Annotated in this window: 25 protein-coding genes; 13 read left to right on the top strand and 12 right to left on the bottom strand. The window is 70.6% G+C overall.

Going from position 1 to position 24,737, the window contains the following annotated elements; genetic code table 11:
- Nucleotide 1: 1 nt before the first annotated feature.
- Genes pcaD through R2K23_RS16780 form a run of 3 tightly spaced genes read left to right on the top strand, consistent with a single transcriptional unit; the run spans nt 2 to nt 2,195 of the window.
- The gene (pcaD, locus tag R2K23_RS16790) at nt 2–772 is read left to right on the top strand and encodes a 3-oxoadipate enol-lactonase (RefSeq protein WP_316510700.1); all 771 of its coding nucleotides are present in this window, start codon (nt 2–4) and stop codon (nt 770–772) included.
- Nucleotides 769–1,548: a CoA transferase subunit A gene (locus R2K23_RS16785; RefSeq protein WP_316510699.1), complete on the top strand. Its 780-nt coding sequence runs from the start codon at nt 769–771 to the stop codon at nt 1,546–1,548. Before pcaD ends, R2K23_RS16785 begins: the two co-directional genes overlap by 4 nt.
- A complete protein-coding gene (locus R2K23_RS16780; protein ID WP_316510698.1) occupies nt 1,545–2,195 on the top strand; it encodes a 3-oxoacid CoA-transferase subunit B in 651 nt (216 codons plus the stop codon). The genes R2K23_RS16785 and R2K23_RS16780 overlap by 4 nt, the downstream gene beginning before the upstream one ends.
- 18 nt (nt 2,196–2,213) lie before the next feature.
- On the opposite strand, the gene R2K23_RS16775 is transcribed toward R2K23_RS16780, so the two are convergent.
- From R2K23_RS16775 to benA, 5 genes are read right to left on the bottom strand one after another with little or no spacing between them, the layout of a single operon-like run.
- Complete coding sequence (locus R2K23_RS16775) at nt 2,214–2,738, bottom strand: M15 family metallopeptidase (protein ID WP_316510697.1); 525 nt, start codon at nt 2,736–2,738, stop codon at nt 2,214–2,216.
- Between the two features lie 52 nt (nt 2,739–2,790).
- A complete protein-coding gene (locus R2K23_RS16770; RefSeq protein WP_316510696.1) occupies nt 2,791–5,433 on the bottom strand; it encodes a helix-turn-helix transcriptional regulator in 2,643 nt (880 codons plus the stop codon).
- A 17-nt stretch (nt 5,434–5,450) separates the two neighbouring features.
- Nucleotides 5,451–8,159, bottom strand: a complete 2,709-nt coding sequence (gene benC, locus R2K23_RS16765) for a benzoate 1,2-dioxygenase electron transfer component BenC (protein WP_396892203.1) — start codon at nt 8,157–8,159, stop codon at nt 5,451–5,453.
- A 10-nt stretch (nt 8,160–8,169) separates the two neighbouring features.
- Nucleotides 8,170–8,709 carry a benzoate 1,2-dioxygenase small subunit gene (gene benB, locus R2K23_RS16760; protein WP_316510695.1) on the bottom strand — a complete coding sequence of 180 codons (540 nt, stop codon included), beginning with the start codon at nt 8,707–8,709 and terminating at the stop codon, nt 8,170–8,172.
- Nucleotides 8,710–8,723: 14 nt separating this feature from the next.
- Nucleotides 8,724–10,115, bottom strand: coding sequence for a benzoate 1,2-dioxygenase large subunit (gene benA, locus R2K23_RS16755; RefSeq protein WP_316510694.1), 1,392 nt, complete (start codon nt 10,113–10,115; stop codon nt 8,724–8,726).
- 250 nt (nt 10,116–10,365) lie between these two features.
- Between benA and R2K23_RS16750 the strand changes: the two genes are divergently transcribed.
- Genes R2K23_RS16750 through R2K23_RS16725 form a run of 6 tightly spaced genes read left to right on the top strand, consistent with a single transcriptional unit; the run spans nt 10,366 to nt 14,460 of the window.
- Nucleotides 10,366–11,268 carry a LysR substrate-binding domain-containing protein gene (locus R2K23_RS16750; RefSeq protein WP_316517342.1) on the top strand — a complete coding sequence of 301 codons (903 nt, stop codon included), beginning with the start codon at nt 10,366–10,368 and terminating at the stop codon, nt 11,266–11,268.
- A complete protein-coding gene (locus R2K23_RS16745) occupies nt 11,269–12,372 on the top strand; it encodes a mandelate racemase/muconate lactonizing enzyme family protein (RefSeq protein ID WP_316510693.1) in 1,104 nt (367 codons plus the stop codon).
- A 41-nt stretch (nt 12,373–12,413) separates the two neighbouring features.
- The gene (gene catA, locus R2K23_RS16740; protein WP_316510692.1) at nt 12,414–13,280 is read left to right on the top strand and encodes a catechol 1,2-dioxygenase; all 867 of its coding nucleotides are present in this window, start codon (nt 12,414–12,416) and stop codon (nt 13,278–13,280) included.
- Between the two features lies 1 nt (nt 13,281).
- Nucleotides 13,282–13,575 (top strand): muconolactone Delta-isomerase, encoded by a 294-nt coding sequence (gene catC / locus R2K23_RS16735; protein ID WP_316510691.1) that lies wholly within the window; start codon nt 13,282–13,284, stop codon nt 13,573–13,575.
- Between the two features lie 58 nt (nt 13,576–13,633).
- The gene (gene aroQ / locus R2K23_RS16730; RefSeq protein ID WP_316510690.1) at nt 13,634–14,077 is read left to right on the top strand and encodes a type II 3-dehydroquinate dehydratase; all 444 of its coding nucleotides are present in this window, start codon (nt 13,634–13,636) and stop codon (nt 14,075–14,077) included.
- Nucleotides 14,074–14,460, top strand: coding sequence for a hypothetical protein (locus R2K23_RS16725; protein ID WP_316510689.1), 387 nt, complete (start codon nt 14,074–14,076; stop codon nt 14,458–14,460). Before aroQ ends, R2K23_RS16725 begins: the two co-directional genes overlap by 4 nt.
- Nucleotides 14,461–14,470: 10 nt before the next feature.
- Here R2K23_RS16725 and R2K23_RS16720 read toward each other — a convergent pair whose 3' ends face one another.
- Genes R2K23_RS16720 through R2K23_RS16710 form a run of 3 tightly spaced genes read right to left on the bottom strand, consistent with a single transcriptional unit; the run spans nt 14,471 to nt 16,655 of the window.
- Nucleotides 14,471–14,950 carry a GNAT family N-acetyltransferase gene (locus R2K23_RS16720; RefSeq protein ID WP_316510688.1) on the bottom strand — a complete coding sequence of 160 codons (480 nt, stop codon included), beginning with the start codon at nt 14,948–14,950 and terminating at the stop codon, nt 14,471–14,473.
- Complete coding sequence (locus R2K23_RS16715) at nt 14,947–16,050, bottom strand: isochorismate synthase (protein WP_316510687.1); 1,104 nt, start codon at nt 16,048–16,050, stop codon at nt 14,947–14,949. The genes R2K23_RS16720 and R2K23_RS16715 overlap by 4 nt, the downstream gene beginning before the upstream one ends.
- Nucleotides 16,047–16,655, bottom strand: coding sequence for an acid phosphatase (locus tag R2K23_RS16710; protein ID WP_316510686.1), 609 nt, complete (start codon nt 16,653–16,655; stop codon nt 16,047–16,049). Before R2K23_RS16710 ends, R2K23_RS16715 begins: the two co-directional genes overlap by 4 nt.
- A 74-nt stretch (nt 16,656–16,729) precedes the next feature.
- Here R2K23_RS16710 and R2K23_RS16705 point away from each other — a divergent pair, with 74 nt between their 5' ends.
- The gene (locus tag R2K23_RS16705) at nt 16,730–17,536 is read left to right on the top strand and encodes a ParA family protein (RefSeq protein WP_316510685.1); all 807 of its coding nucleotides are present in this window, start codon (nt 16,730–16,732) and stop codon (nt 17,534–17,536) included.
- Nucleotides 17,537–17,545: 9 nt separating this feature from the next.
- Here R2K23_RS16705 and R2K23_RS16700 read toward each other — a convergent pair whose 3' ends face one another.
- Both R2K23_RS16700 and R2K23_RS16695 read right to left on the bottom strand, forming a co-directional pair.
- On the bottom strand, nt 17,546–18,787 hold the full coding sequence (locus tag R2K23_RS16700) for an Rv3212 family protein (protein WP_316510684.1): 1,242 nt from the start codon (nt 18,785–18,787) through the stop codon (nt 17,546–17,548).
- 11 nt (nt 18,788–18,798) lie between these two features.
- A complete protein-coding gene (locus tag R2K23_RS16695) occupies nt 18,799–20,334 on the bottom strand; it encodes a DEAD/DEAH box helicase (protein WP_316510683.1) in 1,536 nt (511 codons plus the stop codon).
- A gap of 291 nt (nt 20,335–20,625) precedes the next feature.
- Between R2K23_RS16695 and R2K23_RS16690 the strand changes: the two genes are divergently transcribed.
- Entirely contained in the window at nt 20,626–21,318 is a 693-nt protein-coding gene (locus R2K23_RS16690) for a ferritin-like fold-containing protein (protein ID WP_316510682.1), read from the top strand.
- A 3-nt stretch (nt 21,319–21,321) separates the two neighbouring features.
- On the opposite strand, the gene R2K23_RS16685 is transcribed toward R2K23_RS16690, so the two are convergent.
- On the bottom strand, nt 21,322–22,257 hold the full coding sequence (locus tag R2K23_RS16685) for a hypothetical protein (RefSeq protein ID WP_316510681.1): 936 nt from the start codon (nt 22,255–22,257) through the stop codon (nt 21,322–21,324).
- A gap of 260 nt (nt 22,258–22,517) precedes the next feature.
- Here R2K23_RS16685 and R2K23_RS16680 point away from each other — a divergent pair, with 260 nt between their 5' ends.
- Nucleotides 22,518–22,775 carry a DUF3107 domain-containing protein gene (locus R2K23_RS16680; RefSeq protein ID WP_316510680.1) on the top strand — a complete coding sequence of 86 codons (258 nt, stop codon included), beginning with the start codon at nt 22,518–22,520 and terminating at the stop codon, nt 22,773–22,775.
- 10 nt (nt 22,776–22,785) lie between these two features.
- Here R2K23_RS16680 and R2K23_RS16675 read toward each other — a convergent pair whose 3' ends face one another.
- Nucleotides 22,786–23,469 (bottom strand): TetR/AcrR family transcriptional regulator, encoded by a 684-nt coding sequence (locus R2K23_RS16675; protein ID WP_316510679.1) that lies wholly within the window; start codon nt 23,467–23,469, stop codon nt 22,786–22,788.
- A gap of 188 nt (nt 23,470–23,657) precedes the next feature.
- On the opposite strand from R2K23_RS16675, the gene R2K23_RS16670 reads away from it, so the two are divergent.
- Nucleotides 23,658–24,704: a DUF3152 domain-containing protein gene (locus R2K23_RS16670; protein ID WP_316510678.1), complete on the top strand. Its 1,047-nt coding sequence runs from the start codon at nt 23,658–23,660 to the stop codon at nt 24,702–24,704.
- Nucleotides 24,705–24,737: the final 33 nt, after the last annotated feature.

The following is a 24,737-nucleotide window of genomic DNA, read 5'->3' as shown; positions in this document are numbered from 1 at the left end:
AATGACTGTGTGTGACGTCCACGCCGTCGTCAGCGGCCGGCCCGACGGCCCCGCCGTGGTGTTGTCGAACTCGCTGGGCTCGACCCATCGGATGTGGGACGCCCAGCTCGCCGAACTGGAGCGCCGCTTCAAGGTGGTGCGCTACGACACCCGCGGCCACGGCGGCTCGCCGGTTCCCGACGGGCCGTACTCGATCGACGACCTGACCGACGACGTCGTGGCCCTGCTGGACCGGCTGGACATCACCCGCGCGCACGTCGTGGGGCTGTCGCTGGGCGGCATGACCGCGATGCGGCTGGCCGCACGCAACCCCGAGCGCGTCGACCGGCTGGCGGTGCTGTGCACCAGCGCGCAGCTGCCCCCGGCCGGCGCCTGGATCGAACGCGCGAAAACGGTGCGCGCCAACGGGGCCGGGGCCGTCGCGGCGGCCGTCGTGGACCGCTGGTTCACCCCCGAATACCTGGCCGCGCACCCGGAGATCCGGATCGAGGCCGAGCACATGGTCGCGTCCACCCCCGCCGAAGGATACGCCGGCTGCTGCGAGGCGATCGCCAAACTCGATCTGCGCGAGGACCTTTCGTCGATCAAGGCGCCCACGCTGGCGATCGCCGGCGCCGACGACCCGGCCACCCCGCCGGGAATGCTGCGCGACATCGCCGACAACATCGGCGGGGCCCGCGTGCTGGTGGTGCCCCGCTCGGCGCATCTGGCCAACGCCGAGCAGCCCGGCACCATCACCGGTGCCCTCATCGAACACCTGGAGCAATCATGACCTTGAACAAAGTGGTCGGCTCGGCCGCCGAGGCCGTCGCCGACATCCCGCACGGCGCGAGCCTGGCCGTCGGCGGATTCGGCCTGGCCGGCATTCCCTGGTTCCTCATCGAGGCGCTGCTGGAGCAGGGCGCCGGTGATCTGACCATCGTGAGCAACAACTGCGGCGTCGACGGCGCCGGGCTCGGGCTGCTGCTCGAGGCCGGCCGGATCAGCCGCGTCATCGCCTCCTATGTCGGGGAGAACAAGGAGTTCGCCCGGCAGTATCTGAGCGGCGAACTCACCGTCGAGCTGACCCCGCAGGGCACCCTGGCCGAGCGGTTGCGGGCCGGCGGCAGCGGGATCGGGGCCTTCTTCACGCCCACCGGGGTGGGCACCCTGGTCGCCGAGGGTGGACTGCCGTGGCGCTATCACCCCGATGGCAGCGTTGCGCTGGCCTCGCCGCCCAAGGAGGTGCGCACCTTCGGCGGCCGCGAGATGTTGCTGGAGGAAGGCATCGTCACCGACTTCGCGCTGGTGCGTGCCGCTGTCGCGGACAAGGCCGGCAACTGCGTATTCCAGGCCGCCGCACGCAATTTCAACCCGCCGGCGGCCATGTCCGGGCGGATCACCGTCGTGGAGGCCGAGCGGGTGGTCGAGGTCGGCGAGCTGCACCCCGACCAGATTCACCTGTCCGGCATCTTCGTGCAGCGCGTCCATGAGCTGACACCGGAGCAGGCCAACCGCAAGAGCATCGAGAAGCTGACCACCCGGGTACGACAGGAGGCGCACCAATGAGCTGGACCCGCGACGAGATGGCCGCCCGGGCCGCCCGCGAACTGCGCGACGGCGACTACGTGAACCTGGGCATCGGCCTGCCCACGCTGATCCCGGACCACCTGCCGGCCGACTCCGATGTGCAGTTGCACGCCGAGAACGGCATCCTGGGCGTCGGTCCGTTCCCGTACGAGGACGAGGTGGACCCGGATCTGGTCAACGCCGGCAAGCAGACCGTGTCGGTGCTGCCCGGTGCGTCCTTCTTCGACTCCGCGACGAGTTTCGCGATGATCCGCGGCGCCCATGTCGACGTCGCGGTGCTCGGCGGGATGCAGGTCGCGGGCAACGGCGACCTGGCCAACTGGATGGTGCCCGGCTCCATGGTCAAGGGCATGGGCGGCGCGATGGACCTGGTCAACGGCGCCGGCCGGGTGATCGTCCTGATGGACCACGTCACCAAGTCCGGCGCGGCCAAGCTGGTCGCGGCCTGTGATTTGCCGCTGACCGGCAAGGCCGTGGTCAGCCGGGTCATCACCGATCTCGGCGTCTTCGACGTCACCGGCGAGGGCTTCCGGGTCGTCGAACTGGCACCCGGGGTGGACGTCGACGACGTGGTGGCCAAGACGGCCGCCCCGGTCACCGACGGTCGGGTCCTCGAAACCGCCTGACCGGCAACCTGTTTCGGCTCAGCCGGCCGCGTCGGGGAGCAGCGGAGGACAGGTGCCGGCGGCGTCGGCGACCAACTCGAAATGCCAGGGCTCGTTGGCGTAGATCTGGCACAGGCCGAATCGCGGGCCGTGCGCGATCAACCACTGCGCCGCCTCGGGTCCGCCGATGTCCACGGCCTGGCCCACCACGTGTCGGGACTGCGCCGGGGTCTGGACGAAGCGGCGCGCCGCCGCCAGGCTGCCGTGGGTCAGCACGGCGTCGTCGAGCAACTGCTGCTGGAATTGCGGGGTACGCCAGCCGGAGTTCACGGTCATCGTGATGCCCTGGGCCGCCGCGGCGTTCGCGGCGGCCTGAACCGCGGCCCGCAACGCCGGATCGAGATTGCCGATCGTCGGGTCGGCCACGTCGAACGGGGTCACCAACGGCGTCGCGCCGTCGGTCGGCCGGACCTTCTCGGCCGCGGCCGGTGCCGCCATCGCGACCGTCATGGCCGCGACCGCCGCCAGCGTCAGGCCCGCGCCTGCGCGCCTCGTGATGCCCATCGTGTGTCCCTCGCCGCAAGTCCGCCCCGACCCCTGCTGCCGGGTCCCCACTTTACGCATCGGCGCCCCACGGCCCCCGGGCCGCCAACTCGGTGCGCGACCGGATGCCGAGTTTCGCGTAGACCCGGGTGAGGTGGTACTGCACGGTCTTGGGCGATACGTACAGTTCGGCGGCCACCTCCCGGTTCGACTTCCCCTGGGCCACCAGCGCGGTGACCGCCTCCTCCTGCGGGGTGAGCTGCACGCTGTGCCGTGCGCCGCGCAGTTGGTTGAGGCCGCCGGCCTTCAGTTCCCGCTCGCAGCGGGCCACGTAGGTCCGCGCGCCCAGCGAGTCGTAGATGTCGCGGGCGGCGCCGATCACGGCGTCTGCCTCGCGGCGCTTGCCGGCGCGACGCAGGGTCTGGCCGTAGACGAAGTTCACCCGGGCGCGGTCGTAGCGCCGCGGCAGACCGTCGAGCAGCGCCAGCGATTCCTCGAACGCGGCGCGCGCCGCGGGCAGGTCGCCGCGGGCCCCGAGCAGCCGGCCACGGGCGTACCCCAGCCGCGCGGTCGCCGACCGGTGGTTGCGGTCCCGGGCCCGCTGCTCGTGCGGACCCAGGAACGCCTCCGCGTCGTCGAGCCGACCCTCGAGCACCAGGGCGTGGGCCAGGACGTCGGGCCAGGCCCAATAGCCGGGTTCGTCCAGCGAGGTGCCCGGAGCCATCCGCGCCAGCGGCTGCAGCGTTCGGCACACCCGGGCGTAGTCGGCCTCGGCCTCGGCGATCTGCGCGCGCGCCAACACCAGTGGGATCTGCATCATCTCGTAGTCCTGGGTGACCACGTCGGCGGCGCGGACCGCCTGGGCGGCGGCCGACCAATCCCCGCGCATCGCGTGGATCTGGGTGGCGGTCCATTCCAGCAGCGGCGTCACCACAACGATCCCGCTGGAGGCCGCCAGCGTGCGGCCGGACTCGACGGCGGCCAGCGCGCTGTCCCACTCGCCGGTGTCGAAATGCACCCGGGCCAGCCAGCCCAGCGCCCACAGCGTGATGCGGCGCGACCCGCCGAGCGCCGCGGTGGCGACCGCTGTCTCGAGTTGGCTGCGGGCGCCGTCGAGGTCGTCACCGAGCAGCTGCACCCAGCCGCGCCCCATGGTGACGCGTTGGGCCTGCGCGCCGTGGCGCACCCGGTCCGCCAACTCCTCATAGGCGATCGCGGCGCTGCGCGGGTGCCCGGCGGCCAACATGCCCAGGCCGCGCACCGCGGCGGCCTCGAGGGCCTCGGGGGAGTCGGGTTGGGCCAGTCGCAGCGCCGTGTCGGCCCAGCCGACGAGCTCGTCGCCGCGCCCGCGGATCAGGGTGTGCAGGACGTAGCGCTGCGCGATCAGGGCGGCGATCGCCGGGTCGCGTTCGGCATTGACGATCGTCCACGCGCGCTGCAACCGCGCCTCGGCCTCGGTGGCCCGGCCGCGCAGAATCGCCAGATAGCCCAAAACCGCGTTGCGCAAGGGGGTCTCCCGCATGCTCTCCACCGCGGGCACCAGCGCGGCGGCGGCCCCGCAGTCTCCGGCGGCGACCAGGGCATCGACGGCCAGGGTCAGCCGGGCGTCGCGCACCATCGGCTCCGGTGTCAACCGGGACGCGTCGCGGAACAGGGCGGCGGCCTCGGCCCAGGCGCCGTCGGTGCCGCGTTCGCGGGCCAGGGTGGCAACCTCGTCGGCCAGCGCGGCGTCGGGCATGGGGGTGGCGGCCACCCGGTGGCGCAGCCGGGCGGCAGGGTCCGAGACGATCTCGGCCGCGCGCCGGTGCGCCTCGGCGGCCGCGCGCACGCCCATCAGCTGCACGACGGCGGCCTCGGCCAGCCCGGAGCGCAGCCGCGGCTCGAACTGCCCCGGCAACCTCAGCAGTCCCGCCGCCGTCGCGTCGTCGATGGCCGGCAAGGGGTCGGCGAGCCCGGCCAGCTGCGCGGCCTCGGCCAGCGGGGCGCCGGCACCGAGGATCGCCAGCGCCTCGGTCAGGGCCCGGCCGTCGGATCCGCAGGACTGCAGGGCCGTTGCCACCTCGTCGACGACGTGGCCGGGGGCCGGCAGCACGGCATCGGGCCGGGACCACACCGCGGGGGGCACCTCGTCGAGCAGGGCCAGCACGTCGCGGGGATTGCCGTCGGTGTGCCGGCTCAACGTCTCGGCCATCGCGGGATGCACGCTGATGCCGCGCATCCGCATCAGCTCGCCGACCGCCGCCACGGTCAGGCCGGTCAACCGGATCTCGTCGGCACCCAGGTCGGCCGGCAGCCGGTCGGCCGACACCGTGGCCAGCACGACGAGCACCGGCTGGTCACTCTGGTGCCGCACCAGGGTCGAGATCGCCTGTAGGGATTCGGTGTCGGCGTGCTGCGCGTCGTCGATCAGCAGCACCCGGATGTCGCCGGCCCGCAGGTGGTCGAGAAGGTGCGCGGCCGCTTCGACGGGGTCGGTGGGAATCTCGTCCTGGAGCAGCTGCGCCAACACCCCGCCGGGCAGGTCGGTCTCCCAGGCCATCCCCGTCGCCCACCGGCAGGTGTGCTGGGCGGCCAGCCGGCGCAGCAGCGCCGTCTTGCCGATACCGGGTGGGCCGCACAGGGTGACGATGCGCGCGCCGTGTGCCGCGGCGCCGACGAGGTCGTCGAGCGCGGTCGCCTCGCGGTCACGGCCGACGCAGCGGAGGGGGTCGGGCACAGCTCACATGGTAGGCGTCACCCGAGGTCGCCACCGGCGACCGGCAGCACGGTGCCGGTGATGTAGGAGGCCTCGTCGGAGGCCAGGAAGCAGATGGCGGCCGCCTGTTCGTCGAGGGTGCCGTACCGCTTGAGCAGCGCCGAGTCCAGCGTCTGGTCGATGTGGGCCTGGAACCAGGCCTGTTCGGTGGCGTTGCGGGGCTCCGGGGTGCCGCGGGAGATGCGCCGCGGCGGGGCCTCGGTGCCGCCGGGGGCGGTGGCCACCACCCGGATGCCGGCCTCGGCGTATTCCAGTGCCAGCGAGGCGGTCAGCGCGTTGATGGCACCCTTGGCCGCCGAGTAGGGGATGCGGTGGATACCGCGGGTGGCCGCCGAGGAGACGTTGACGATCACGCCGTGTCCCCGCTCGACCATCACCGGCAGGGCGGCGCGGCTGGCGTACAGGGTGGTCAGCAGGGATCGGGTGATCTCCGCGCGGATCTCGTCGTCGGTGAATTCGGTGAATGGCTTGAAGTTGATCGCGCCGCCCACGTTGTTGATCAGCACGTCGATGCGGCCGAACTCCGAGAGCGCCTGCGCCACCACGGATTCGGCTCCGGGGTACTGCTCGAGGTCGGCGGTGACGGCCACGGCGCGCGGACCGTCGCCCGACGGCGCGTCGAGGTCCTCGGCGACCTCCTTGACCAGCTCGCTGCGGTCGACCAACACCAGGGTGCCGCCCTCGGCGTTGACCCGGCGGGCGGTCTGCTCGCCGATGCCCTGGGCGGCGCCGGTGACCACCACCACCTTGCCGGCGAACCGGCCCGGCGTGATGAACTTCGGTCGCTTTGCGGCGCGGGTCTTTTCGAGGTCGCTCATTGCTCTTCTCATCGTCTGCTTGGAACGTTCGGCATGGGCGATGATCAGCTCGCGGGCCGTCTCGCGATCGCCGGCCTCGAAGGCGGCGACGATGTCCACATGGTCCTGCGCGCACAGCGGATGACACCAGGTGGCGTTGCGCAGTACCTCGGTCATCCGGCCCTTGACCCCGAGGGCCTGATAAGCCTGCAGCAGGTGGTCGTTGCCGGTCATGGTGAACAGGTAGTCGTGGAAGGCCGCGTTGGTCTCGGTGTATTGCGCGGCGTCGGTGAAGCGCTCGCCCTGCACGTAGGGCAGGGTCGCCTCCGCCAGCAGCCGGTAGCCGGTCAGTTGCCGGCTGGACAGCCGGCCCACGGTCAGCTCCAACGCGCCGAGTTCGAGCGCGCGGCGCGCCTCGAACAGCGCGTCGGATTCGTGCACCTCGGGGTGCTCCTCGCCGATCTGGTAGCCGTCCTCGGCGACGGTGGGGCCAGTCTCGGGCTCGGGCTCGGCCGGGGGCGCGGCGGCGGGTGTGAACGCGCCGAACAGCGGTTGGCCGGCCACCGCGCGCCCGTCGAGGGCGGGCAGGGCGGCGTCGTCTTCGTCGAGGGCGCGGGTGTCGCCGCGGACCGCGGGAACCAGCAACTGACCGCAGAGGCGCCGGATCGCGTCGCCCGGGTCGGCGGGCGCGGGCGGGACCGGCAGCGGGCTCAGGGATTTCGGCGCCATGACCGTCTGCCCGACGATCGCGCGGGCGACGCCGTCCTCGCCGACCGGCCGCAGCGCTTCGCGCACGGTCGCGGCCGGCGCCGGCGGGGCGGATTCCGCGGCGGGGGAGCGGGATTCGCCGGCGCCGCCGTGCGCCAGCGCGAACTTCTCGTAGTAGAAGCCGGTGGGCCGGACGCCGGTGGCCTCGACGTGCTGGCGGACCGATTCGACCATCGGGGGCGGGCCGCACAGGTAGATCGAGGCGTCGCCGTCGTGCAGATGTTCGCGGGTCATCAGGGCGGTGACGTAGCCCTTGTGGGTCGCGGTGCTGTTCTCGTCGGAGACGCAGTAGTCCCAGCTGAAATCGCCCAGTTCGGTGGCGAGTTGGGCGATGGTGTCGAGTTCCACGGCGTCTTCGTCGGTGCTGACGCCGTAGATGAGGTGCAGGGGGCGGGGGCTGCCGGCGCGCAGTGTCCGCAGGATCGACAGGATGGGGGCCAGTCCGGTGCCCCCGGCCAACAGCAGCGCGGGTCCCTCGCCCTCGCGGAGGAAGAAGCTGCCGTTGGGACCGGTGAAGGTCAGTTGATCGCCGACGGCGGCGCGGTGCTCCAGATAGGTCGACATGGCGCCGCCGGGCGTGAGTTTGACCAGGAAGCTCAGCGTCTTCTCGTCGGGGGCGCTGCTGAAGGAGTAGGACCGGGTCTCGTCGGTGCCCGGAACCTTGATGTTGACGTATTGGCCTGGGAGGAAAACCAATTCGTCGCGGTTGGGAATCTCGACGCTGAAGGCCACGGTGGTCGACGACAACCGGGTCAGCGCGGTGATGGTGCTGACGTAGGTGGCCGCGGCGGTCTTGGCCACCTCGGAGGTGCTGGCGATCCTGAGCACCAGATCCGACTTCGGCTTCATTACGCACGGCAACACGTAGCCGGCCTCGGCCTCGTCTGGCGACAGGGCGTCCTCGATGTAGGTGCCCGCGTCGTAACGGCCGGATTCACAGAGCGCCTTGCACGTGCCGCAGGCGCCGTCGCGGCAGTCCAGGGGGATGTTGATCTTCGCCCGGTAGGACGCCTCGGCGACGGTCTGGTCGTCCCGGCCGGTGATGAACCGGGTGACGCCGTCCTCGAAGGTCAGGGCGACGGAATGGGTTTCGGGCACCGGAGGTGCCTGCACAGCGGTCACGAGCCCAGCCTCAGATGTGGTAAATGTCGAGTACGTGGTGGATGTAGTCGTTCTTGAGGACGACGGTCTTGCGGCGGATCAGTGGCTGTTCGCCGGCGAAGTCGATGGTGTAGAACGAGGTGCCGTAGTAGGGGTCGACGGTGTTGTAGCGGAAATACATGGTGTGCCAGTTGAAGCGGATGTCCACCAGGTCGCCGCGGCGTTCGATGACCTCGACATTGCTGATGTTGTGGCTGGTGCGGGCCTCGGGAAGTGAGGTGGCACTGGAGCGTTCGGTGCGGATGCGGAACACCCGGTCGGTCAGGCCGCCCTTGTTGGGGTAGTACATCAGCGAGACCTCGGTGTTGGGGTCCGCCGAGAGCATCTCGTCGTCGCGCCACGACGGCATCCAGAATTCGACGTCGTCGGCGTAGCAGTCCAGCCATTTCTCGAATTCGCGGTCATCGAGGTAGCGGGCTTCGCGGTAGAGGAACTGTTCGATGGCGTTCTGGGTGATCGTGGCACCGGCGGTGGCGGGCGGCGTTGTTGCGGGCGGCGTGGTGGCGGTCATCGCGGGCTCTCCTTTCAGTCGGTGTGGGTCTCGGCGGCCAGGGCGGCGCGCATGGTGTCGAGCCAATAGCCGTGTTGTACCGGGTAGAGGCCCTCGTCCTCGTTCTTGACGCCCGAGGAGATGACGCCGTGCATGCCGAGATCGGTGGCCAGGTCGTTGGGGCCGTTGAGCCAGTGGTTGGCGCCGCGGCTCATGTCGTTCCAGCGGGCCTTGGTGGCCCGGAAGGTCAACTGCGTGGACCGGAACTCCTCGAGGTCGTCGGGGGTCGCCATGCCCGAGGCGTTGAAGAAGTCCTCGTATTGGCGGATCCGGTTGGCCCGGGCGGCCGGGCTTTCCCCCTTGGGCGCGATGCAGTAGATGGTGACCTCGGTCTTGTCCGGCGAGATCGGCCGGAAATGCCGGATCTGCGTGGAGAACTGATCCATCAGGTACACGTTGGGATACAGGCACAGGTTGCGCGAACCCTTGACCATGAACTCGCCCTTGGCCTGGCCGTAGGTGGCCTTGAGTTCGTCGAGGCGGTCCCACAGCGGGCGATCCTGCGGGTTGGCGGCGTAGGTCCACAGGCACAGGTGCCCGTGCGGGAAGGACCAATAGCCGCCTCCGGACTTGCCCCAGCCGCCGGCATCGAGGGTCTTGGTGACGTTGGTGGACTCCCCGGTGCCGCGCCGACTGGTGGTGGCCGCATAGTTCCAGTGCACGGCCGAGACGTGATAGCCGTCGGCGCCGTTCTCCGCCTGCACCTTCCAGTTGGCGTCGTAGGTGTAGGTCGAGGCGCCGGGCACCACCTCCAGGCCGTCGGGGGATTGGTCGACCAACATGTCGATCACCTTGGTGGTGTCACCCAGGTGCTGCTCGAGGGGCAGGACGTCGTCGTTGATGCTGCCGAACAGGAAGCCGCGGTAGCTGTCCATCTTGACCCGGGTCAGGTCGTGGGAGCCGTCCTTGTTGAAAGAGTCCGGGTAGCCGGCGCCGTCGGGGTCCTTGACCTTCAGCAGCGCGCCGTCGTTGCGGAACGTCCAGCCGTGGAACGGGCAGGTGAAGGTGGGGCGGTTGTCGGTCTTGCGCCGGCACAGCATGGCACCGCGGTGCGAGCACGCGTTGATCAGGCAGTGCAATGCGCCGTTGCGGTCGCGGCTGATCACCACCGGTTGGCGCCCGATGTAGGTGGTGAAGTAGTCGCCCGGGTTCGGCACCTGCGATTCGTGGGCCAGATACACCCAGTTGCCCTCGAAGATGTGGCGCATCTCCAGCTCGAAGATCTCCTCGTCGGTGAAGATCCGACGGTTCGCCCGGTACACGCCGGCCGCGCGGTCCTCAATCACCGCGTCGGCGAGGACCTCGTCGAGGTGGGTGCGGTCGGTGGGGCGGGTGGGCGCGGATGTCCGCGGCAGAGAAGTCGTCATCGGGGCCTCCGTGGTCGGCTGGGGCGCGGGCGAAACTCGCGGCCGAGATAGTTCCTTGCCTACGACTGTCACAGGCAGTGGCGGCGATCACACTAGGCATAGTGCTAGTCCCAACCTAGGCATTGATTGATAAACAGCATCGATTATTCATCACGAAGTAAGTCCTTGTTCTCTATGGATCGAGGGTCTACCGTCGAATGTGTCACCCATCACAGGCACCCCCGAGCACAGAACGGACGACGCGACCGCCATGGAGCTGAGGCACCTTCGCTACTTCGCCGCCGTGGCCGAGACCTGCCATTTCGGCCAGGCCGCCGAGCGGCTGCACGTCGCGCAGCCGGCGCTGTCGTATGCGATCCGGCAACTCGAGGCCGAGCTGGACGTCACCCTGTTCAACCGGACCACCCGGCAGGTGTCGCTGACCCCGGCCGGGGAGTTCCTGCGCGGTGAGGCGGACCGCATCCTGGCCGGCGTCGAGGACGCCGAGCGCGGCGTGCGGCGCATCGCGGCCGGCCGCAGCGGCCTGCTGAGGCTCGGCCTGACCGGCACCGCGGCCTTCTCACACCTGCCGCGCATTGCACGGGTCGTCAAACGCGAACTTCCCGACGCCGCCGTCGAAATCCAGGCCGACTTGCTGACGCCGGCGCAGTGCGACGCGCTGCGCACCGACGCCATGGATCTCGGCGTGCTCCGGCCGCCGGCGGTCGGTGAGGACATCGAGATGCGCACCATCGACGTCGAGTCGCTGGTGCTGGCCGTCTCGGTCGACCACCGCCTGGCCGTGGAGCCGGTGGTGTCGATGGCGGACCTGCGCAACGAGCCGTTCGTGGCCTACGCCAGCCGCGAATCCGCGGTCAACGACGCGGTGCTGCGCAGCTGCCGGGCGGCCGGGTTCGTGCCACGCCGCGAACACGCGGTATCCGGCACCGCGGTCCTGCTGGCCCTGGTGGCCGCGGGCCTGGGGGTGGCGGTGGTGCCGCAATCGGTGCGCGCGCTGCCGCTCGACGGTGTCGTGTTCCGCGATCTGGTCGACGGCGGCACCATCGAGCTGGCCCTGGCCTGGCGCCGCGGGACCGAGAACCCGCTGGTGCACTCGGTGGTCGACGTGCTGACCGCTGCCCTGGCTCCCTCTGCCCTCGCGAAGGAGATGTGAATGAAAATCACTGCGGTCGAGGCGATTCCGTTCGCCATTCCCTACACCAAACCACTGAAGTTCGCCTCCGGCGAGGTGCACACCGCCGAACACGTCCTGGTCCGGGTGCACACCGACGACGGCATTGTCGGCATCGCCGAGGCGCCGCCGCGGCCGTTCACCTACGGCGAGACCCAGGCCGGCATCGTGGCCGTCATCTCCGGCGTGTTCACCCCGCAACTGGTGGGGCTGCGGCTGACCGAGCGCGAGGTCGTGCACGCGCGGCTGGCGCGCACCGTCGGCAACCCCACCGCCAAGGCCGCCATCGACATGGCGATCTGGGACGCGCTGGGCCGCACCCTGGGCCTGCCGGTCTCCGACCTGCTGGGCGGCTTCACCGACCGGATGCGGGTCAGCCACATGCTCGGCTTCGACGAGCCCGCGGCCATGGTGGCCGAGGCGGAGAAAATGCTTGAGCAGTACGGGATCTCGACGTTCAAGGTCAAGGTCGGTCGCCGGCCGGTGCAGCTGGACACCGCCGTCGTGCGCGCGCTGCGCGAGCGGTTCGGCGACACCATCGAACTCTACGTCGACGGCAACCGCGGCTGGACGGCCGCCGAGTCGCTGCAGGCGATGAAGCAGATGGCCGACCTGGAACTGCTGTTCGCCGAGGAACTCAACCCGGCCGACGACGTGCTGGGCCGGCGCTGGCTGGTCGACAAGCTCGACGTCCCCTTCATCGCCGACGAATCGGTGCCCACCCCGGCCGACGTCACCCGCGAGGTGCTCGGCGGTTCGGCGACCGCGATCAGCATCAAGACCGCGCGCACCGGGTTCACCGGCTCGACACGGGTGCATCACCTCGCCGAGGGCCTCGGCCTGGAGGTGGTGATGGGCAACCAGATCGACGGCCAGCTCGGCACCGCCTGCGCCGTCACCTTCGGCGCCGCCCACGCGCTGACCTCCCGGCGCGCCGGCGAGCTGTCGAACTTCCTGGACATGTCCGATGACCTGCTCGCCGAGCCGCTGCGGATCAGCGACGGCGTGCTGCGCGTGCCCTTCGGCGTCGGACTCGGCGTCGACCTGGACCCCGACAAGCTCACCCGGTATCGCACCGACAACTGAACAGCCCTGTCGATCACGACATTTCACCAAGGAGAACAACAATGACCACCATGGAGAGCCCGGCCGAACACGCCACGGCGGCGGCCTCGGGAGCCTCGGCCACCGAACGCTTCCACGCCGACAAGTCCCCGTTCGAGGCCGTCAAGGACACCCCCGCCGAACGGGTCGACCTGCTGGCCCGCGAGGTGCTTGACGCGGTGCACGCCACCATCCGCAAGCACCGGGTCAGCTACGACGAGTACAACGCCCTGAAGGCGTGGCTGATCAACGTCGGCAAGGACGGGGAGTGGCCGTTGTTCCTCGACGTCTGGGTCGAGCACGTCGTCGAGGAGGTGGCCACCGACCACCGGAACGGCAGCAAGGGCAGCATCGAGGGCCCCTATTATGTACCGGACTCACCGGACCTCGGCGCCGTCGGCACCATGCCGATGCGCGAGAACGAGGCCGGCACGCCGCTGGTCTGGGACGGCCGGATCACCTCCACCGATGGAAAGCCGTTGGCGGGCAAGGTCGAACTGTGGCACGCCGACGCCGACGGCTTCTATTCGCAGTTCGCCCCCGGGCTGCCCGAATGGAATCTGCGCGGCACCTTCACCACCGGCCCGGACGGCAACTTCCAGATCACCACCGTCCGGCCCGCGCCCTATCAGATCCCCACCGACGGGTCCTGCGGCAAGCTGATCGCCGCGGCGGGCTGGCACGCCTGGCGCCCGGCGCACCTGCATGTGAAGGTGTCGGCGCCGGGCCACGAATCGATCACCGCGCAGCTGTACTTCCCCGGTGACCCGCACAACGAAGACGACATCGCCAGCGCGGTCAAGCCGGAGCTGATGCTCGACCCGCAGCCCGGTCCCGCCGGCTCGGAGACCATGACCTACAACTTCGTCCTCGACCCGGTGCCGGCCTGACATGCTCTACCACGTACGAATGGACGTGCGGATCCCCGACGACATGGATCCGCAACGGCGCAGCGATCTGGTCAACCGGGAGAAGCGGTACTCCCAGGATCTGCAACGGGCCGGCAAGTGGCCGCACATCTGGCGGGTGGTGGGGGAGTACGCCAACTACTCGGTGTTCGACGTCGAGTCCAATGACGAACTGCACCAGATCCTTTCCGGTCTGCCACTGTTCCCCTACATGGACATCCACGTCACGCCGCTGGCGGTGCACCCCTCGGATATCCACGCCGGCGACGCCGAGTAGCGACTTGCCCGGGCCCGGCGCGGTAGGCCGCGGCGTGGGGTCTCGGTACCGTAGGTGAATGACCGAACGCCGTCTGCTGCTGCTCAACGGGCCGAACCTGAACCTGTTGGGGTCCCGTCAGCCGGAGATCTACGGATCGACCACGCTGGCCCAGATCGAAAAGAGCACCCGCTCGGTGGCCGCCGAGTTCGGCTTCGACCTGCGCGCGGTGCAGAGCAACCACGAGGGCGACCTCATCGACGCCATCCACCTCGCGCGCGAGGACTGCGTCGGCATCATCGTGAACCCGGCCGCCTACTCGCACACCTCGGTGGCGATCCCGGACGCGTTGGCGGGCGTCGAATTGCCGGTGGTCGAGGTGCATCTGAGCAACGTCGCGCGCCGGGAGGCGTTCCGGCACCACTCCTATGTGTCGGCGGTCGCCGACGCCGTGATCGCCGGGGCCGGGCCGCTGGGCTACGAATTCGCCGTGCGGTACCTCGCCGACAGGATCGGCTCGTGACCCAGCCGCCCGCGGTGCGCTACGCCGGGTTCATCGTGGTGGCCGAGGGGATCGTCGCGCTGGTCACCGCGGTGGTGCTGGCGGTGCTGGCCAGCGGCGGAACCGACAAGCACGCCGACGGCTTCAACGCCTACGGCACCGCCGCGTGGTTCACCATCATGGGCCTCGGCGTGCTCGCCGGCGGGTGGGCCCTGGTGACCGACCGGCGCTGGGGGCGCGGCATCGCGGTGTTCGTCAACCTGCTGTTGCTCCCGGTGGCCTGGTATGTGTTCAGCTCCCACCAGGTGGTCTACGGCGTGTTGGTGGCGGCGGTGGCGGTGACGGTGCTGGGCCTACTGTTCAGCCCGACGGCGCTGCAGTGGGCGGCCGCACCCCGCGGCTGATCGCCGGTCCTCAGGCGCCGGCGAGCCGCTGCAGCTCGGCGCCGGAGACCCGGTAGCCGGTCCACTCCGTCTGGGGCTGGCCGCCGACGTCGTCGTACAGCGCGATGGCGTCGACGTTCCAGTTCAGCACCGCCCACGACAGCCGGGTGTAGCCGCGCGCGACGCATTCGGCGGCCAGCGTCGACAACAGCGCGCGGGCCAGCCCGCGGCGCCGGTAGGCCGGCCGCACGTACAGGTCCTCGAGGTGGATGCCGCCGACCCCGTCCCAGGTGGAGAAGTTCACGAACCACACCGCGATGGCCGCGGGTTCCCCGTCGACCTCCACGACGTGCCCGTGGGCGACTGGCTCGTCGCCGAACAGCGCCGCGTGCAGCTGCGCCTCGGTGACCGTGCACTCGTCGGCGGCGTGTTCGAAGGCGGCCAGTTCGTGCACCATGGCCGTGATCGCGGCGACGTCGGCGGGCTCGGCCCGTCGGATGCGGTGGGTCATGGCGTCTCTCCCAATCCGGTCAGGATGGTCTTGAATTTCGTGGTGGTCTCGGCGACCTCGTCGTCGGGGTCGGATTCGGCGACGATGCCGCCGCCGGAGTGGGCCAGCGCGCTGCGCCGGTCCGCCGAGAGTTGGGCGCAGCGGATCGAGACCACCCAGCGGCCGTCCCCGCGCGCGTCGCACCAGCCGGCCGCGCCGGCATAGAACCCGCGGTCGCCCTCGATCTCGCCGATCAGGGCGGTCGCCGCCGCGGTGGGCACCCCGCCGACGGCCGGGGTGGGCTGCAGTGCGAGGGCGAGATCGATTGCGGTGGTGCTACTTTCGCGCAGCCGCGCCGAAATCGGGGTGTTCAGGTGCCACAGCGCATCGGTGTGGTGCAACTCCGGTGCGTCGGCGATCTGCAGGTCCACGCACAACGGTTCCAGCGCCGCGCGCATGACGTCGATCACCAGCTGGTGTTCGTGGCGGTTCTTCGCCGACTCGGCCAGCGCGCGGCCGTTGGCGCGATCGACGTCCGGGTCGGCCGAGCGCGGCGCGGAGCCGGCGAACGGCCGACACGTCACGCGGTCCCCGGAGCGCGCCACCAGCAGCTCGGGGGAGGCGCCCACCAGCACCGCGCCGTCGTACCCGCGCCCGGCCGGGGACAGATCCACCAGATACCCGTACGCGCCGGGGTCGGCGGTGAGCAGCCGGTGCAGCACGGTCTGGGCATCCCACGGGCCGTCCGCGTGCAGCTGCAGCGACCGGGCCAGCACCACCTTGTGCAGCTCGGCGCCGGGGGCGCGCAGCCGGGCCACCGCGGTGGCCACCCGGTCCCGGTGCGTCGCCAGGTCGGGCCGCGCGAGGATCTCGGTGACCCGCGGCAGCGTGCGGGCCGGCGGCGCGGGCCGCGGGCCGCGGTGCAGCTCCTCGGGCGCGTGCAGGGCGGCCACGGTGCCGACGTCGAAGGGCAAGGCGCCCACCACGATCGGTACCTCACCGCGTTCCAGCGCCGACCGGGCCCCCGCGACGCTGTCGAAGGCGGTGCGGGTGCCGTGCGCGATCACCGTGTCCGCCGGCCCGCTCAGCACGAAGGACGGGTCATCACGCCGGGCGGTCACGGCGTCCTGAGTTCGCGATGAGCCGTCAACCCCAGCGACTTCAGCTGGCGCAGGCCGTAATCGAAGCCGCACACCGCCAGCGCGGCCGGCCCGAAACCGTAGCGGGCCCCCTCGCTCAGCGGCTGCTCGACCCAGCGGGTCACCACCGAGCGGGAGAAGTGGCCGTGGCCGACGAACACCACGTCGTGCCCGCCGAGGTGCTCCAGAGCCAGTTCGATCGCCCGGTCGGCCCGCGCGCTGACCTGGTCCACCGATTCGCCGCCGGGGCAACCGTGGGTCCACAGCAGCCAGCCGGGGCGCTGCCGCCGGATCTCCCGGGTGGTCAGGCCCTCGTAGTCGCCGTAATCCCACTCGGCCAGGCCGGGCATCACCTCGTGCACCGCCAACCCCGCCAGTTCGGCGGTGGCCAGGGCGCGCCGCCGCGGACTGCTGAACACGAGCGCGTCGCGCAACTCCAGGTGCGCCAGGGCCAGCGCTGCCAGCTGGGCCTGCTCGCGGCCGTGCGCGGTGAGTTCGAGGTCGGTGGTGCTGGTGTGCTGCCCCGACAGCGACCACTCGGTCTCGCCGTGGCGCAGCAGGATCAGCCGATGCTCACCGACACTCACGGGTTTCGATTCTGCCCGACGAGGCGGCGTCGGCGCCCGCGTGGTCCCGGTGCACCGCGCGCGGGCATGACAGGATGGACGACGTGGGGACGCAGGTATTGGCAGTGGCCAACCAAAAGGGTGGGGTGGCGAAGACGACGACCGTGGCGTCGCTGGGCGCCGCGCTGGTCGAGGCCGGCAAGCGGGTGTTGCTGGTCGATCTCGATCCGCAGGGCTGTCTGACGTTCTCGCTGGGCCAGGACCCCGACAAGCTGCCGGTCTCGGTGCACGAGGTCCTGCTGGGCGAGGTCGAGCCGACGGCCGCGCTGGTGCAGACCGCCGAGGGGATGACGCTGCTGCCCGCGAACATCGACCTGGCCGGGGCGGAGGCCATGCTGCTGATGCGGGCCGGCCGCGAATACGCCCTGAAGCGGGCGCTGGCCAAGGTCGCCGACGATTTCGACGTGGTGATCATCGACTGCCCGCCGTCGTTGGGGGTGCTCACGCTCAACGGTCTGACCGCGGCCGACGAGGTCATCGTCCCGCTGCAGTGCGAGACGCTGGCGCACCGCGGGGTGGGCCAGTTCCTGCGCACCGTTACCGACGTGCAGCAGATCACCAACCCGGACCTGAGCATGCTCGGCGCGCTGCCGACCCTCTACGACGCGCGCACCACGCACAGCCGCGACGTGCTCTTCGACGTGGTCGACCGGTACGGGCTGCCGGTGCTGTCGCCGCCGATTCCCCGGACGGTGCGGTTCGCCGAGGCCACCGCCGCGGGCTCGTCGGTGCTCGCCGGCCGAAAGAACAAAGGTGCGCTGGCCTACCGCGAGCTGGCCGCGGCGCTGCTCAAACACTGGAAGACGGGCAAACCGCTCGCGACGTTCACTCCGGAGGTCTGAGCCCCGGCGCTACGGGCGGGCGCCGAGGGCGACCACCGTGCGGCCGCGTTGTTCGAGCAGGGTCGGGCCCACCACGGTGGGGACGATCACCGCGACCCCGGAATCCATCGCGGGGCGCTGCACCTCGATGACGCGCTCGAGTTCCCCGGTCTCGGGGTCGTAGACGCCGACTCCGCCGGTGACCGGGATCAGCAGCCGGTCGGCCATCATGGCCGCGGGCCCCAGCGGGACGGCCCCATCGGCGGCCTCGACGGTGAACTTGTGGGTCAGCTGATCGGCGTTGAACAACATCACGGCGTCCCCGGTCCACCAGCTGATCAGGTCGCCGGCGCGGGTCACCGTGTTCGCCGGGTCGGCCGCGGACGGCGCCGCGGGCAACGGCGTGCTCGACAACTCGGCGCCGTTCTGGTCCACGACCGACACCCGCGGCGTCGGGGTGGGCAGGTACACCGCGGTGACGGTGTCCGAGACCACCAGCACCCGGGCAGTCGAATCGGGCGCGACGCCGGGCTGCGGGACGTCGCGCTGGGTGGGCTCGTCGTCCTCGTCGGCGGGCCGCAGCAGCGTCAGCCGGACGTCCACCTCGCCGGGACAGGCCTGCAGCAGGGACACCGCCAGCGCGCTGGCCGCCGCCGAGGTGATGGCGCAGCCCTGGCCCAGCCCGGTCTGATTGGGCTTGACCCGGGCGTCGACCTCACCGAATCCGATCACCCGGACCATGTCGGAGCGCCACAGCTCCAGCCGCGTCGTCCCGGTCGAGAGCACCACGGTGCCGTCGGAGGACAACTGCACTCGGTCGTCGGCGTACCCGGTGCGGGCTGGCCCGCGCCGGCCGGTCGACGAGTCGACGGTGCTGACCTGTCCGCAGCCCCGGATGTCCGGATACACCGCGACGGCGTACTGGTACACCCAGGTCACGCCGCACAGCGGGAGGTCGCGCGCGTAGCTCCAGCGGGCCTCGCCGGTGATCGGGTCGCGGCCGTCGACGGTGCTGCCGTCCCCGGTGACCACGGTGCCGCTGGCGACCACCGGCAGGGTCGTCGCCGGACTCGGCGCGCTCCACAACTGCTGGAGGTCGGCGGGCACCCCGTCGGCGGGCGGGATGCTCTTGGACGGCGTGTCCGCCGGCCGACTCAGTGTGGTCCGCGCGTCACTGGTCCACCAGATGGTGACCGCCGCGACGGCCACCACGGCCGCGATGGCCAGCGCGACCGCGACGTCGGTGCGGGTCCGACGCTCCGGTTTGACCATGGCTGGTCGGTTCAGCCGGCGTTGGTGGCCGATTCGGCGGCGGGCTTGCGCGGTCCGCGGCGCCGACGACGGCGGGGGGACCGGGTGGGCTCGGCGGTCTCGCCGGTCGGGGTGTCGGCGGTCCCGCTGGTGGGGGCGTCGGTGGTCGCGGCGTCGGTGCCGTTGGACTCGGCCCGGCCGCCGCGGGTACGCCGCCGCTCCCGGGTCCGCCGCGGCTTGTCGGCCGGGCCCTTCTCGACGCCGCGCTCAGTGCGGGCCGGGCGCTTGCTTTCCCGGCGCGCCGGCGCACCCACGCTGCCGGTCGCATCGGCGGGGATGTTCAGCTCCGCGAACAGATGCGGTGAACTCGAGTAAGTCTCGGCGGGCTCGGGGTTGTCCAGGCCGAGGGCCTTGTCGATCATCTCCCAGCGGGGCAGCTCGTCCCAGTCGACCAGCGTGACGGCGATACCGGTCTTGCCGGCCCGGCCGGTGCGGCCGATGCGGTGCACGTAGGCCTGCTCGTCGTCGGGGATCTGGTAGTTGATGACGTGGGTGATGTCGTCGATGTCGATGCCGCGGGCGGCGACGTCGGTGGCCACCAGCACGTCGACGTCTCCGGCGCGGAACGCCTTGAGCGCCTTTTCCCGGGCGATCTGCCCGAGGTCACCGTGTACGGCGCCGACCTTGAAGCCGCGTTCGGCGAGCTCGTCGGCAACCTTCTGCGCGGTGCGCTTCGTGCGGGTGAAGATCATGGTGGCGCCGCGGCCCTCGGCCTGCAGGATGCGGGCGACCATCTCGACCTTGTCCAGCGCGTGCGCGCGGTAGACGAACTGCTCGGTGCTGTCGTGGGTCTGCGAGGACTGCGGGGACTCGGCGCGGATGTGGGTGGGCTGGTTCATGAACGTCCGCGCCAGCGTGATGATCGGATCCGGCATGGTGGCCGAGAACAGCATGGCCTGCCGCGTGTCGGGGGTCAGCCGCAGGATGCGCTCGATGTCGGGCAGGAAGCCGAGGTCGAGCATCTCGTCGGCCTCGTCGAGCACCAGCACCGAGAGCCCGCCGAGCTGGAGGTGCCCCTGCTGGGCAAGGTCGAGCAGCCGTCCGGGGGTCCCGACGACGACGTCGGCGCCGGCGCGCAGCGACTCGATCTGCGGCTCGTAGGGCCGTCCGCCGTAGATGGACACCACCGAGAGCTTCCGGTCGCCGTCGGCGGTCAGGTACTTGGCGGCGCCGGCGAGGTCGCCGAAGACCTGCAGGCACAGCTCGCGGGTGGGGACGACGATGAGGGCGCGCGGGGCGCCGGCCAGCGGCCGTTCGGTGTCAGTGGTGACGCGGTTGAGCAGCGGTACGCCGAAGGCGTAGGTCTTGCCCATGCCGGTGCGGGCCTGCCCGATGAGGTCGTCGCCGGCCAACGCCAGCGGCAGGGTCAGTTCCTGGATGGCGAACGGGTGCTCGATGCCCTGTTCGGCCAGCGCGCGCACAATCTCGTCGCGGACGCCGAGTTCGGCGAAGCTGGGGCCGGTGGGCGTGGTGGTGTCGGTGCTGTCTACCTGGGTGTCAACGGTCATGAGGTAGGGGTCGAACCTTTCGATGTCGGTTGCGAGTCAAATTTTCCGAGGCTCTACTCGTCTCTGGTTCTCGTCGCGTAGTCCGCGCGCACGAGTCGTAGAGAAACAAACCCCGGTATCTCGCGACACCGAATTCGCCGGGCCCAGCTCCCGAAGGCGGGCCATGCACGTGCACGCACATTTCCATGCCGGGTGTGAAAACACGCCCAACGTTGGCCATTGTAGCGGCTCGCGCCGCAGCCGCTGGTCCGGCGCGCTACCCGGCGCTCGGGGGCCGATACAGTGACCCCCATGAGTTCGACGCAGCCCGCGGCCGGCCAGCAGGCGCGAGCATCGAAGATTTCCCCCGATCACCCCGGCGTCGACAAGCTCTTCGCGTTGTTGGCCTACGGCGAGGTCGCGGCCTTCTACCGGCTCACCGAAGAGGCCCGGATGGCGCCGGATCTGACCGGCCGGATCAACATGGCGGCCATGGCCGCCGCCGAGATGGGGCACTACGAGCTGCTGCGGAATGCCTTGGAGGACAGGGGCGTTGACGTCATGTCCGCCATGTCGGAGTACGCCTCGACGCTGGAGGACTACCACAGCCTGACGACGCCCAGCACGTGGCTGGAGGCGTTGGTGAAGACCTATGTGGGCGACGCGCTGGCGGCGGACTTCTACCTCGAGATCGCCGACGTGCTCCCCGCCGAGGTGGCTGACGTCGTGCGCGGGGTGCTCGCCGAGACCGGCCACTCCCAGTTCGTCGTCGCCGAGGTGCGCGAGGCCGTCGAGGCCAGCGACATGCATCGCAGTCGGCTGGCGCTGTGGTCGCGCCGGTTGCTCGGCGAGGCGATCACCCAGGCGCAGTACGTGCTGGCCGACCACGACGAACTCGTCGACCTGGTGGTCACCGGGACCGACGGGTTGGGTCAGCTCACGGCGTTCTTCGACCGGTTGCAGCGCACCCACGCCGAGCGGATGGCGCAGCTCGGGCTGGCCTGACCCCTATCGGGTGCAGGTCGTAATCAGGGTGTTGTTGTTCTGAGCGAGCAGGGTCTCGCCGTTGCCGTCGGTGATCGAGCAGTTCAGCCTGCCGGTGACGCTGGTCGCGGTCACCGACTGTGTCTGCACGCCCGGGTTGAGCGCGACCGTCCGCGTCCAGGGCAGTGCGGCGTTGATCTCGGTGCGCGGGAAGCCCTGCTCATCGGTGTAGATGATGGTCACCACGTCGAACAGCTGGCGTTCCCCGGTCACGGTGTAGGTGATGGTGCGGTCGGGGGCGGGCACCTCGACCGGCGGGGGCGGCGGCTCCGGTGCGGGATGCACCGCCGTCGGCGTCGGCGTGACGGTGACGACGGTCTCGGGCGCCAGCTCCGCGCCCGGGGTCGCGATCACGGTGCGTGGCGCGGTGCTGGGGGCGGCGTCCTGGACGGGCGCGGTGGTGTCGGTGGCCGCCTCGGTCGAGGACGTAGAGGTGGCACTGTCGTTGCCCAGCACGGTGGCGATTGCCACCACTGCGATGAACAGCACGGCCGCCGCCGCGCCGGCGATCCAGCGCCAGCGGGTGTCGCGGTACTCATAGGCCCCGTAGTCCTCGTCGTCCTCGGATCCGGGGTAGCCCTCGTAGTCCAGCAGTTCGGTGTCGCCGGTGTCGTAGTCGCTGCCGTAGGAGTGGCTCTGGTAGGAGGAACCGCCGGGGGGCGATTCCCCGTAGGACGCGCTCGCGTAGGACGGGCGCTCGTACGACGAGCTGCCGTAAGACGAGCTCCCGTAGGACGAACTCTCATATGACGAGGTCGCGTGAGACGGGGCGCCGGTGTCGCCGGTGCCGGCGTGGTCGTCGTGGCTGACCTGGTCGGCGTCGTCGGCGTAGGTGTTCCCGCCGCGCGAACGGCCACCGCTCCAGTAGGGCTTGTTCATCGCGTCACCCGTCGTAGGCACCAGTTCACTTTGATCACTCCCGTCACATCCTTCACGGATGGTATCGGCCCGCAGGCCTGCGACGGGGGCACCGGACCGGGCGTGTCGGGATCCGGCGGATCTTCATCGAGCCAGGTCAGACCGATCGCTCCGGGGGCTTCGCCCACCGCGAACGCCTGGCGCGGCGGCACGCCGAGCGCGTGCATTAGCCTGCTGGAGAGCATTTCGCTGCACGGTGCCGGCACGGCACGTCGTCAAGGTTTCAAGGAAAGGGTTCTCACGTGGAGGTCAAGATCGGTGTCACGGACAGTCCGCGTGAGCTCGTCTTCAACAGCTCGCAGGCAGCGGCCGAGCTGGAGAAGCTGGTGACCGACGCGCTGGGCGACGGCGGCGGCGTGCTGAGCCTCACCGATGACAAGGGCCGCAAGTTCTTCGTGCAGAGCGCCCGCGTCGCCTACGTGGAGCTGGGCCCGGCCGATGCCCGCCGGGTCGGGTTCGGGGTCGGCGCCGGTCCGGTCACCCCGCCGAAAACCGACTGAGCCGCGCGGCTCAGGTCCGCGTCAGCGGCACGTGGGACAGGCCGCCCCAGATGAACTGAACGGTGCCCTCGACGGCGTCGTCCTTGCTGATGGGGCGCTCGTTGTCCAACCAGTACCGGGCGGAATCGACGCTGATGCTGACCAGCCCGACGGCGATCATGCGGGCCCGGTGCGGATCCAATCCCGAATCGTGGCTGATCAGGTCGAACACCGCGTCGGTGCACGCCTCGGTGGCGACCTTCACCTGGGCGGACACCTGCGGTTCGTTGGTGTAGTCGTTCTCGAAGATCAGCCGGTAACCCTGGCCGTCGTGCTCGATGAAATCGAAGAAGGCGTGCACCGCGGCGCGCACCCGCTGCCGGTTGTCGGTGGTGGTGCGAAGCGCTTGGCGCACCCCGGAGACCAGGTTCTCCACATGCCGCGCCAAGACCGCCAGATACAGCTCGAGCTTGCTGGCGAAGTGCTGGTAGAGCACCGGCTTGCTGACCCCGGCCCGATCGGCGATCTCGTCCATGCCCGCGGCGTGGTAGCCGCGGTCCACGAACACCTCACTGGCTGCGACCAGCAATTGGCCCCGCCGTTCGTCCCGGGGAAGTCGGTTACCGCGCCGGCTGGTGCCTGCAGAACCGGACGGCCGGTCTGCATTGCCCGCTCTGACGGCTCGCCGTCCGGCAGCGTTGGCGAGATCGCTCATCAGGTCCTCTGTTTCAAGTCGTGACGCCGAGCCGTTCGGCGTGGCGGTCCACGCTGGCACCCGGGCGGCGAGCGGTGGCTCGTCGCCCCGACATTACTACCCGCGGGTATCGATGTGCGGAAAGGCACTCAGGGCCCGTGCTGGCGTGCCGAAAGCCCCTGAGCAGCGGTCTGTGCCATCCTGGGTCGGTGACCTACGACCCGGGGCGTCGCGGGGAAAGTCGTGTGCCCGTGCTGCGCAACGAGTGGCGTGAGCCGCTGCGCGCACAACGCGACCCGCTCGCCGGTGACTCCGGCCGGGTCCGCTCCAACCGCGACGAGCACCAGCACTGGCCCAAGCAGTCCTGGCTGGGGCGGTTCGTCTCGACCTACGGTTGGCGCGCCTACGCGCTGCCGGTGTTGGTGGTCATCACGGTGCTGGTGATCTATCAAACGGTCACCGGGACCACCACCCCGACGCCCACCGCGCACGAGAGCGTGGAGGGACCCCCGACCATCGGCGCCGGCGGCACGGCGATCGTCGGCGCGCCCCCGAAGGGCCTGACCCAGTTCGACGCCAACCTGCCCACCGGCATCCTCCCGGAGGGCGGGCCGTTCACCCAGGCCGGCGGCCGCAGCTGGCACGTCGTGCCCGGCGCCACTCCGCAGGTCGGCGAGGGCACCGCCAAGGTGTTCCGCTACACCGTCGAGATCGAGGACGGCCTGGACACCACGTCGTTCGGGGGCGACGAGGCCTTTGCCCGGATGGTGGACGAGACGCTGGCGAACCCGAAGAGCTGGATCCACAACCCGCAGTTCGGTTTCGTGCGCGTCGACGCGGCCGCGCCCGGAGAGCCCGACTTCCGGGTCTCGCTGACCTCGCCGATGACCATCCGGGACGGCTGCGGCTACGAGATCCAACTCGAGGCGTCCTGCTACAACCCGGCGTTCCATCCGGTCCCGGGATCGCCGCGGGAACCTCGGGTGTTCATCAACGAGGCCCGCTGGGTACGCGGTGCGGTGTCCTTCCAGGGCGACGTCGGGTCCTATCGGCAGTACCTGCTCAACCACGAGATCGGCCACGCGATCGGCTATCACCAGCATTCGGCGTGTGAGGAGGACGGCGCCCTGGCGCCGGTCATGATGCAGCAGACGTTCTCCACGTCCAACGCCGATGCCGCCAAGTTCGACCCGGACTCCATCACCCCGGACGACAAGACCTGCCGGTTCAACCCCTGGCCCTATCCCATCGCCTGATCCGGGGGGACCGCCGCGAGGTTTGACACAATT

The sequence above is a fragment of the Mycolicibacterium sp. MU0050 genome (assembly GCF_963378085.1).
Lineage (GTDB): Bacteria > Actinomycetota > Actinomycetes > Mycobacteriales > Mycobacteriaceae > Mycobacterium > Mycobacterium wendilense.
Note: the sequence above shows the minus strand (reverse complement) of the source record. Positions and strands in the feature narration are given on the sequence as shown.

Excerpts from the sequence above, each read along its gene's own strand:
- pcaD (WP_316510700.1), top strand. The coding sequence starts at position 2 with ATGACTGTGTGTGACGTCCACGCCGTCGTCAGCGGCCGGCCCGACGGC.
- R2K23_RS16785 (WP_316510699.1), top strand. The coding sequence starts at position 769 with ATGACCTTGAACAAAGTGGTCGGCTCGGCCGCCGAGGCCGTCGCCGAC.
- R2K23_RS16780 (WP_316510698.1), top strand. The coding sequence starts at position 1,545 with ATGAGCTGGACCCGCGACGAGATGGCCGCCCGGGCCGCCCGCGAACTG.
- R2K23_RS16775 (WP_316510697.1), bottom strand. The coding sequence starts at position 2,738 with ATGGGCATCACGAGGCGCGCAGGCGCGGGCCTGACGCTGGCGGCGGTC.
- benB (WP_316510695.1), bottom strand. The coding sequence starts at position 8,709 with ATGACCGCCACCACGCCGCCCGCAACAACGCCGCCCGCCACCGCCGGT.
- benA (WP_316510694.1), bottom strand. The coding sequence starts at position 10,115 with ATGACGACTTCTCTGCCGCGGACATCCGCGCCCACCCGCCCCACCGAC.
- R2K23_RS16750 (WP_316517342.1), top strand. The coding sequence starts at position 10,366 with ATGGAGCTGAGGCACCTTCGCTACTTCGCCGCCGTGGCCGAGACCTGC.
- R2K23_RS16745 (WP_316510693.1), top strand. The coding sequence starts at position 11,269 with ATGAAAATCACTGCGGTCGAGGCGATTCCGTTCGCCATTCCCTACACC.
- catA (WP_316510692.1), top strand. The coding sequence starts at position 12,414 with ATGACCACCATGGAGAGCCCGGCCGAACACGCCACGGCGGCGGCCTCG.
- catC (WP_316510691.1), top strand. The coding sequence starts at position 13,282 with ATGCTCTACCACGTACGAATGGACGTGCGGATCCCCGACGACATGGAT.
- aroQ (WP_316510690.1), top strand. The coding sequence starts at position 13,634 with ATGACCGAACGCCGTCTGCTGCTGCTCAACGGGCCGAACCTGAACCTG.
- R2K23_RS16720 (WP_316510688.1), bottom strand. The coding sequence starts at position 14,950 with ATGACCCACCGCATCCGACGGGCCGAGCCCGCCGACGTCGCCGCGATC.
- R2K23_RS16705 (WP_316510685.1), top strand. The coding sequence starts at position 16,730 with ATGGACGACGTGGGGACGCAGGTATTGGCAGTGGCCAACCAAAAGGGT.
- R2K23_RS16700 (WP_316510684.1), bottom strand. The coding sequence starts at position 18,787 with ATGGTCAAACCGGAGCGTCGGACCCGCACCGACGTCGCGGTCGCGCTG.
- R2K23_RS16695 (WP_316510683.1), bottom strand. The coding sequence starts at position 20,334 with ATGACCGTTGACACCCAGGTAGACAGCACCGACACCACCACGCCCACC.
- R2K23_RS16690 (WP_316510682.1), top strand. The coding sequence starts at position 20,626 with ATGAGTTCGACGCAGCCCGCGGCCGGCCAGCAGGCGCGAGCATCGAAG.
- R2K23_RS16675 (WP_316510679.1), bottom strand. The coding sequence starts at position 23,469 with ATGAGCGATCTCGCCAACGCTGCCGGACGGCGAGCCGTCAGAGCGGGC.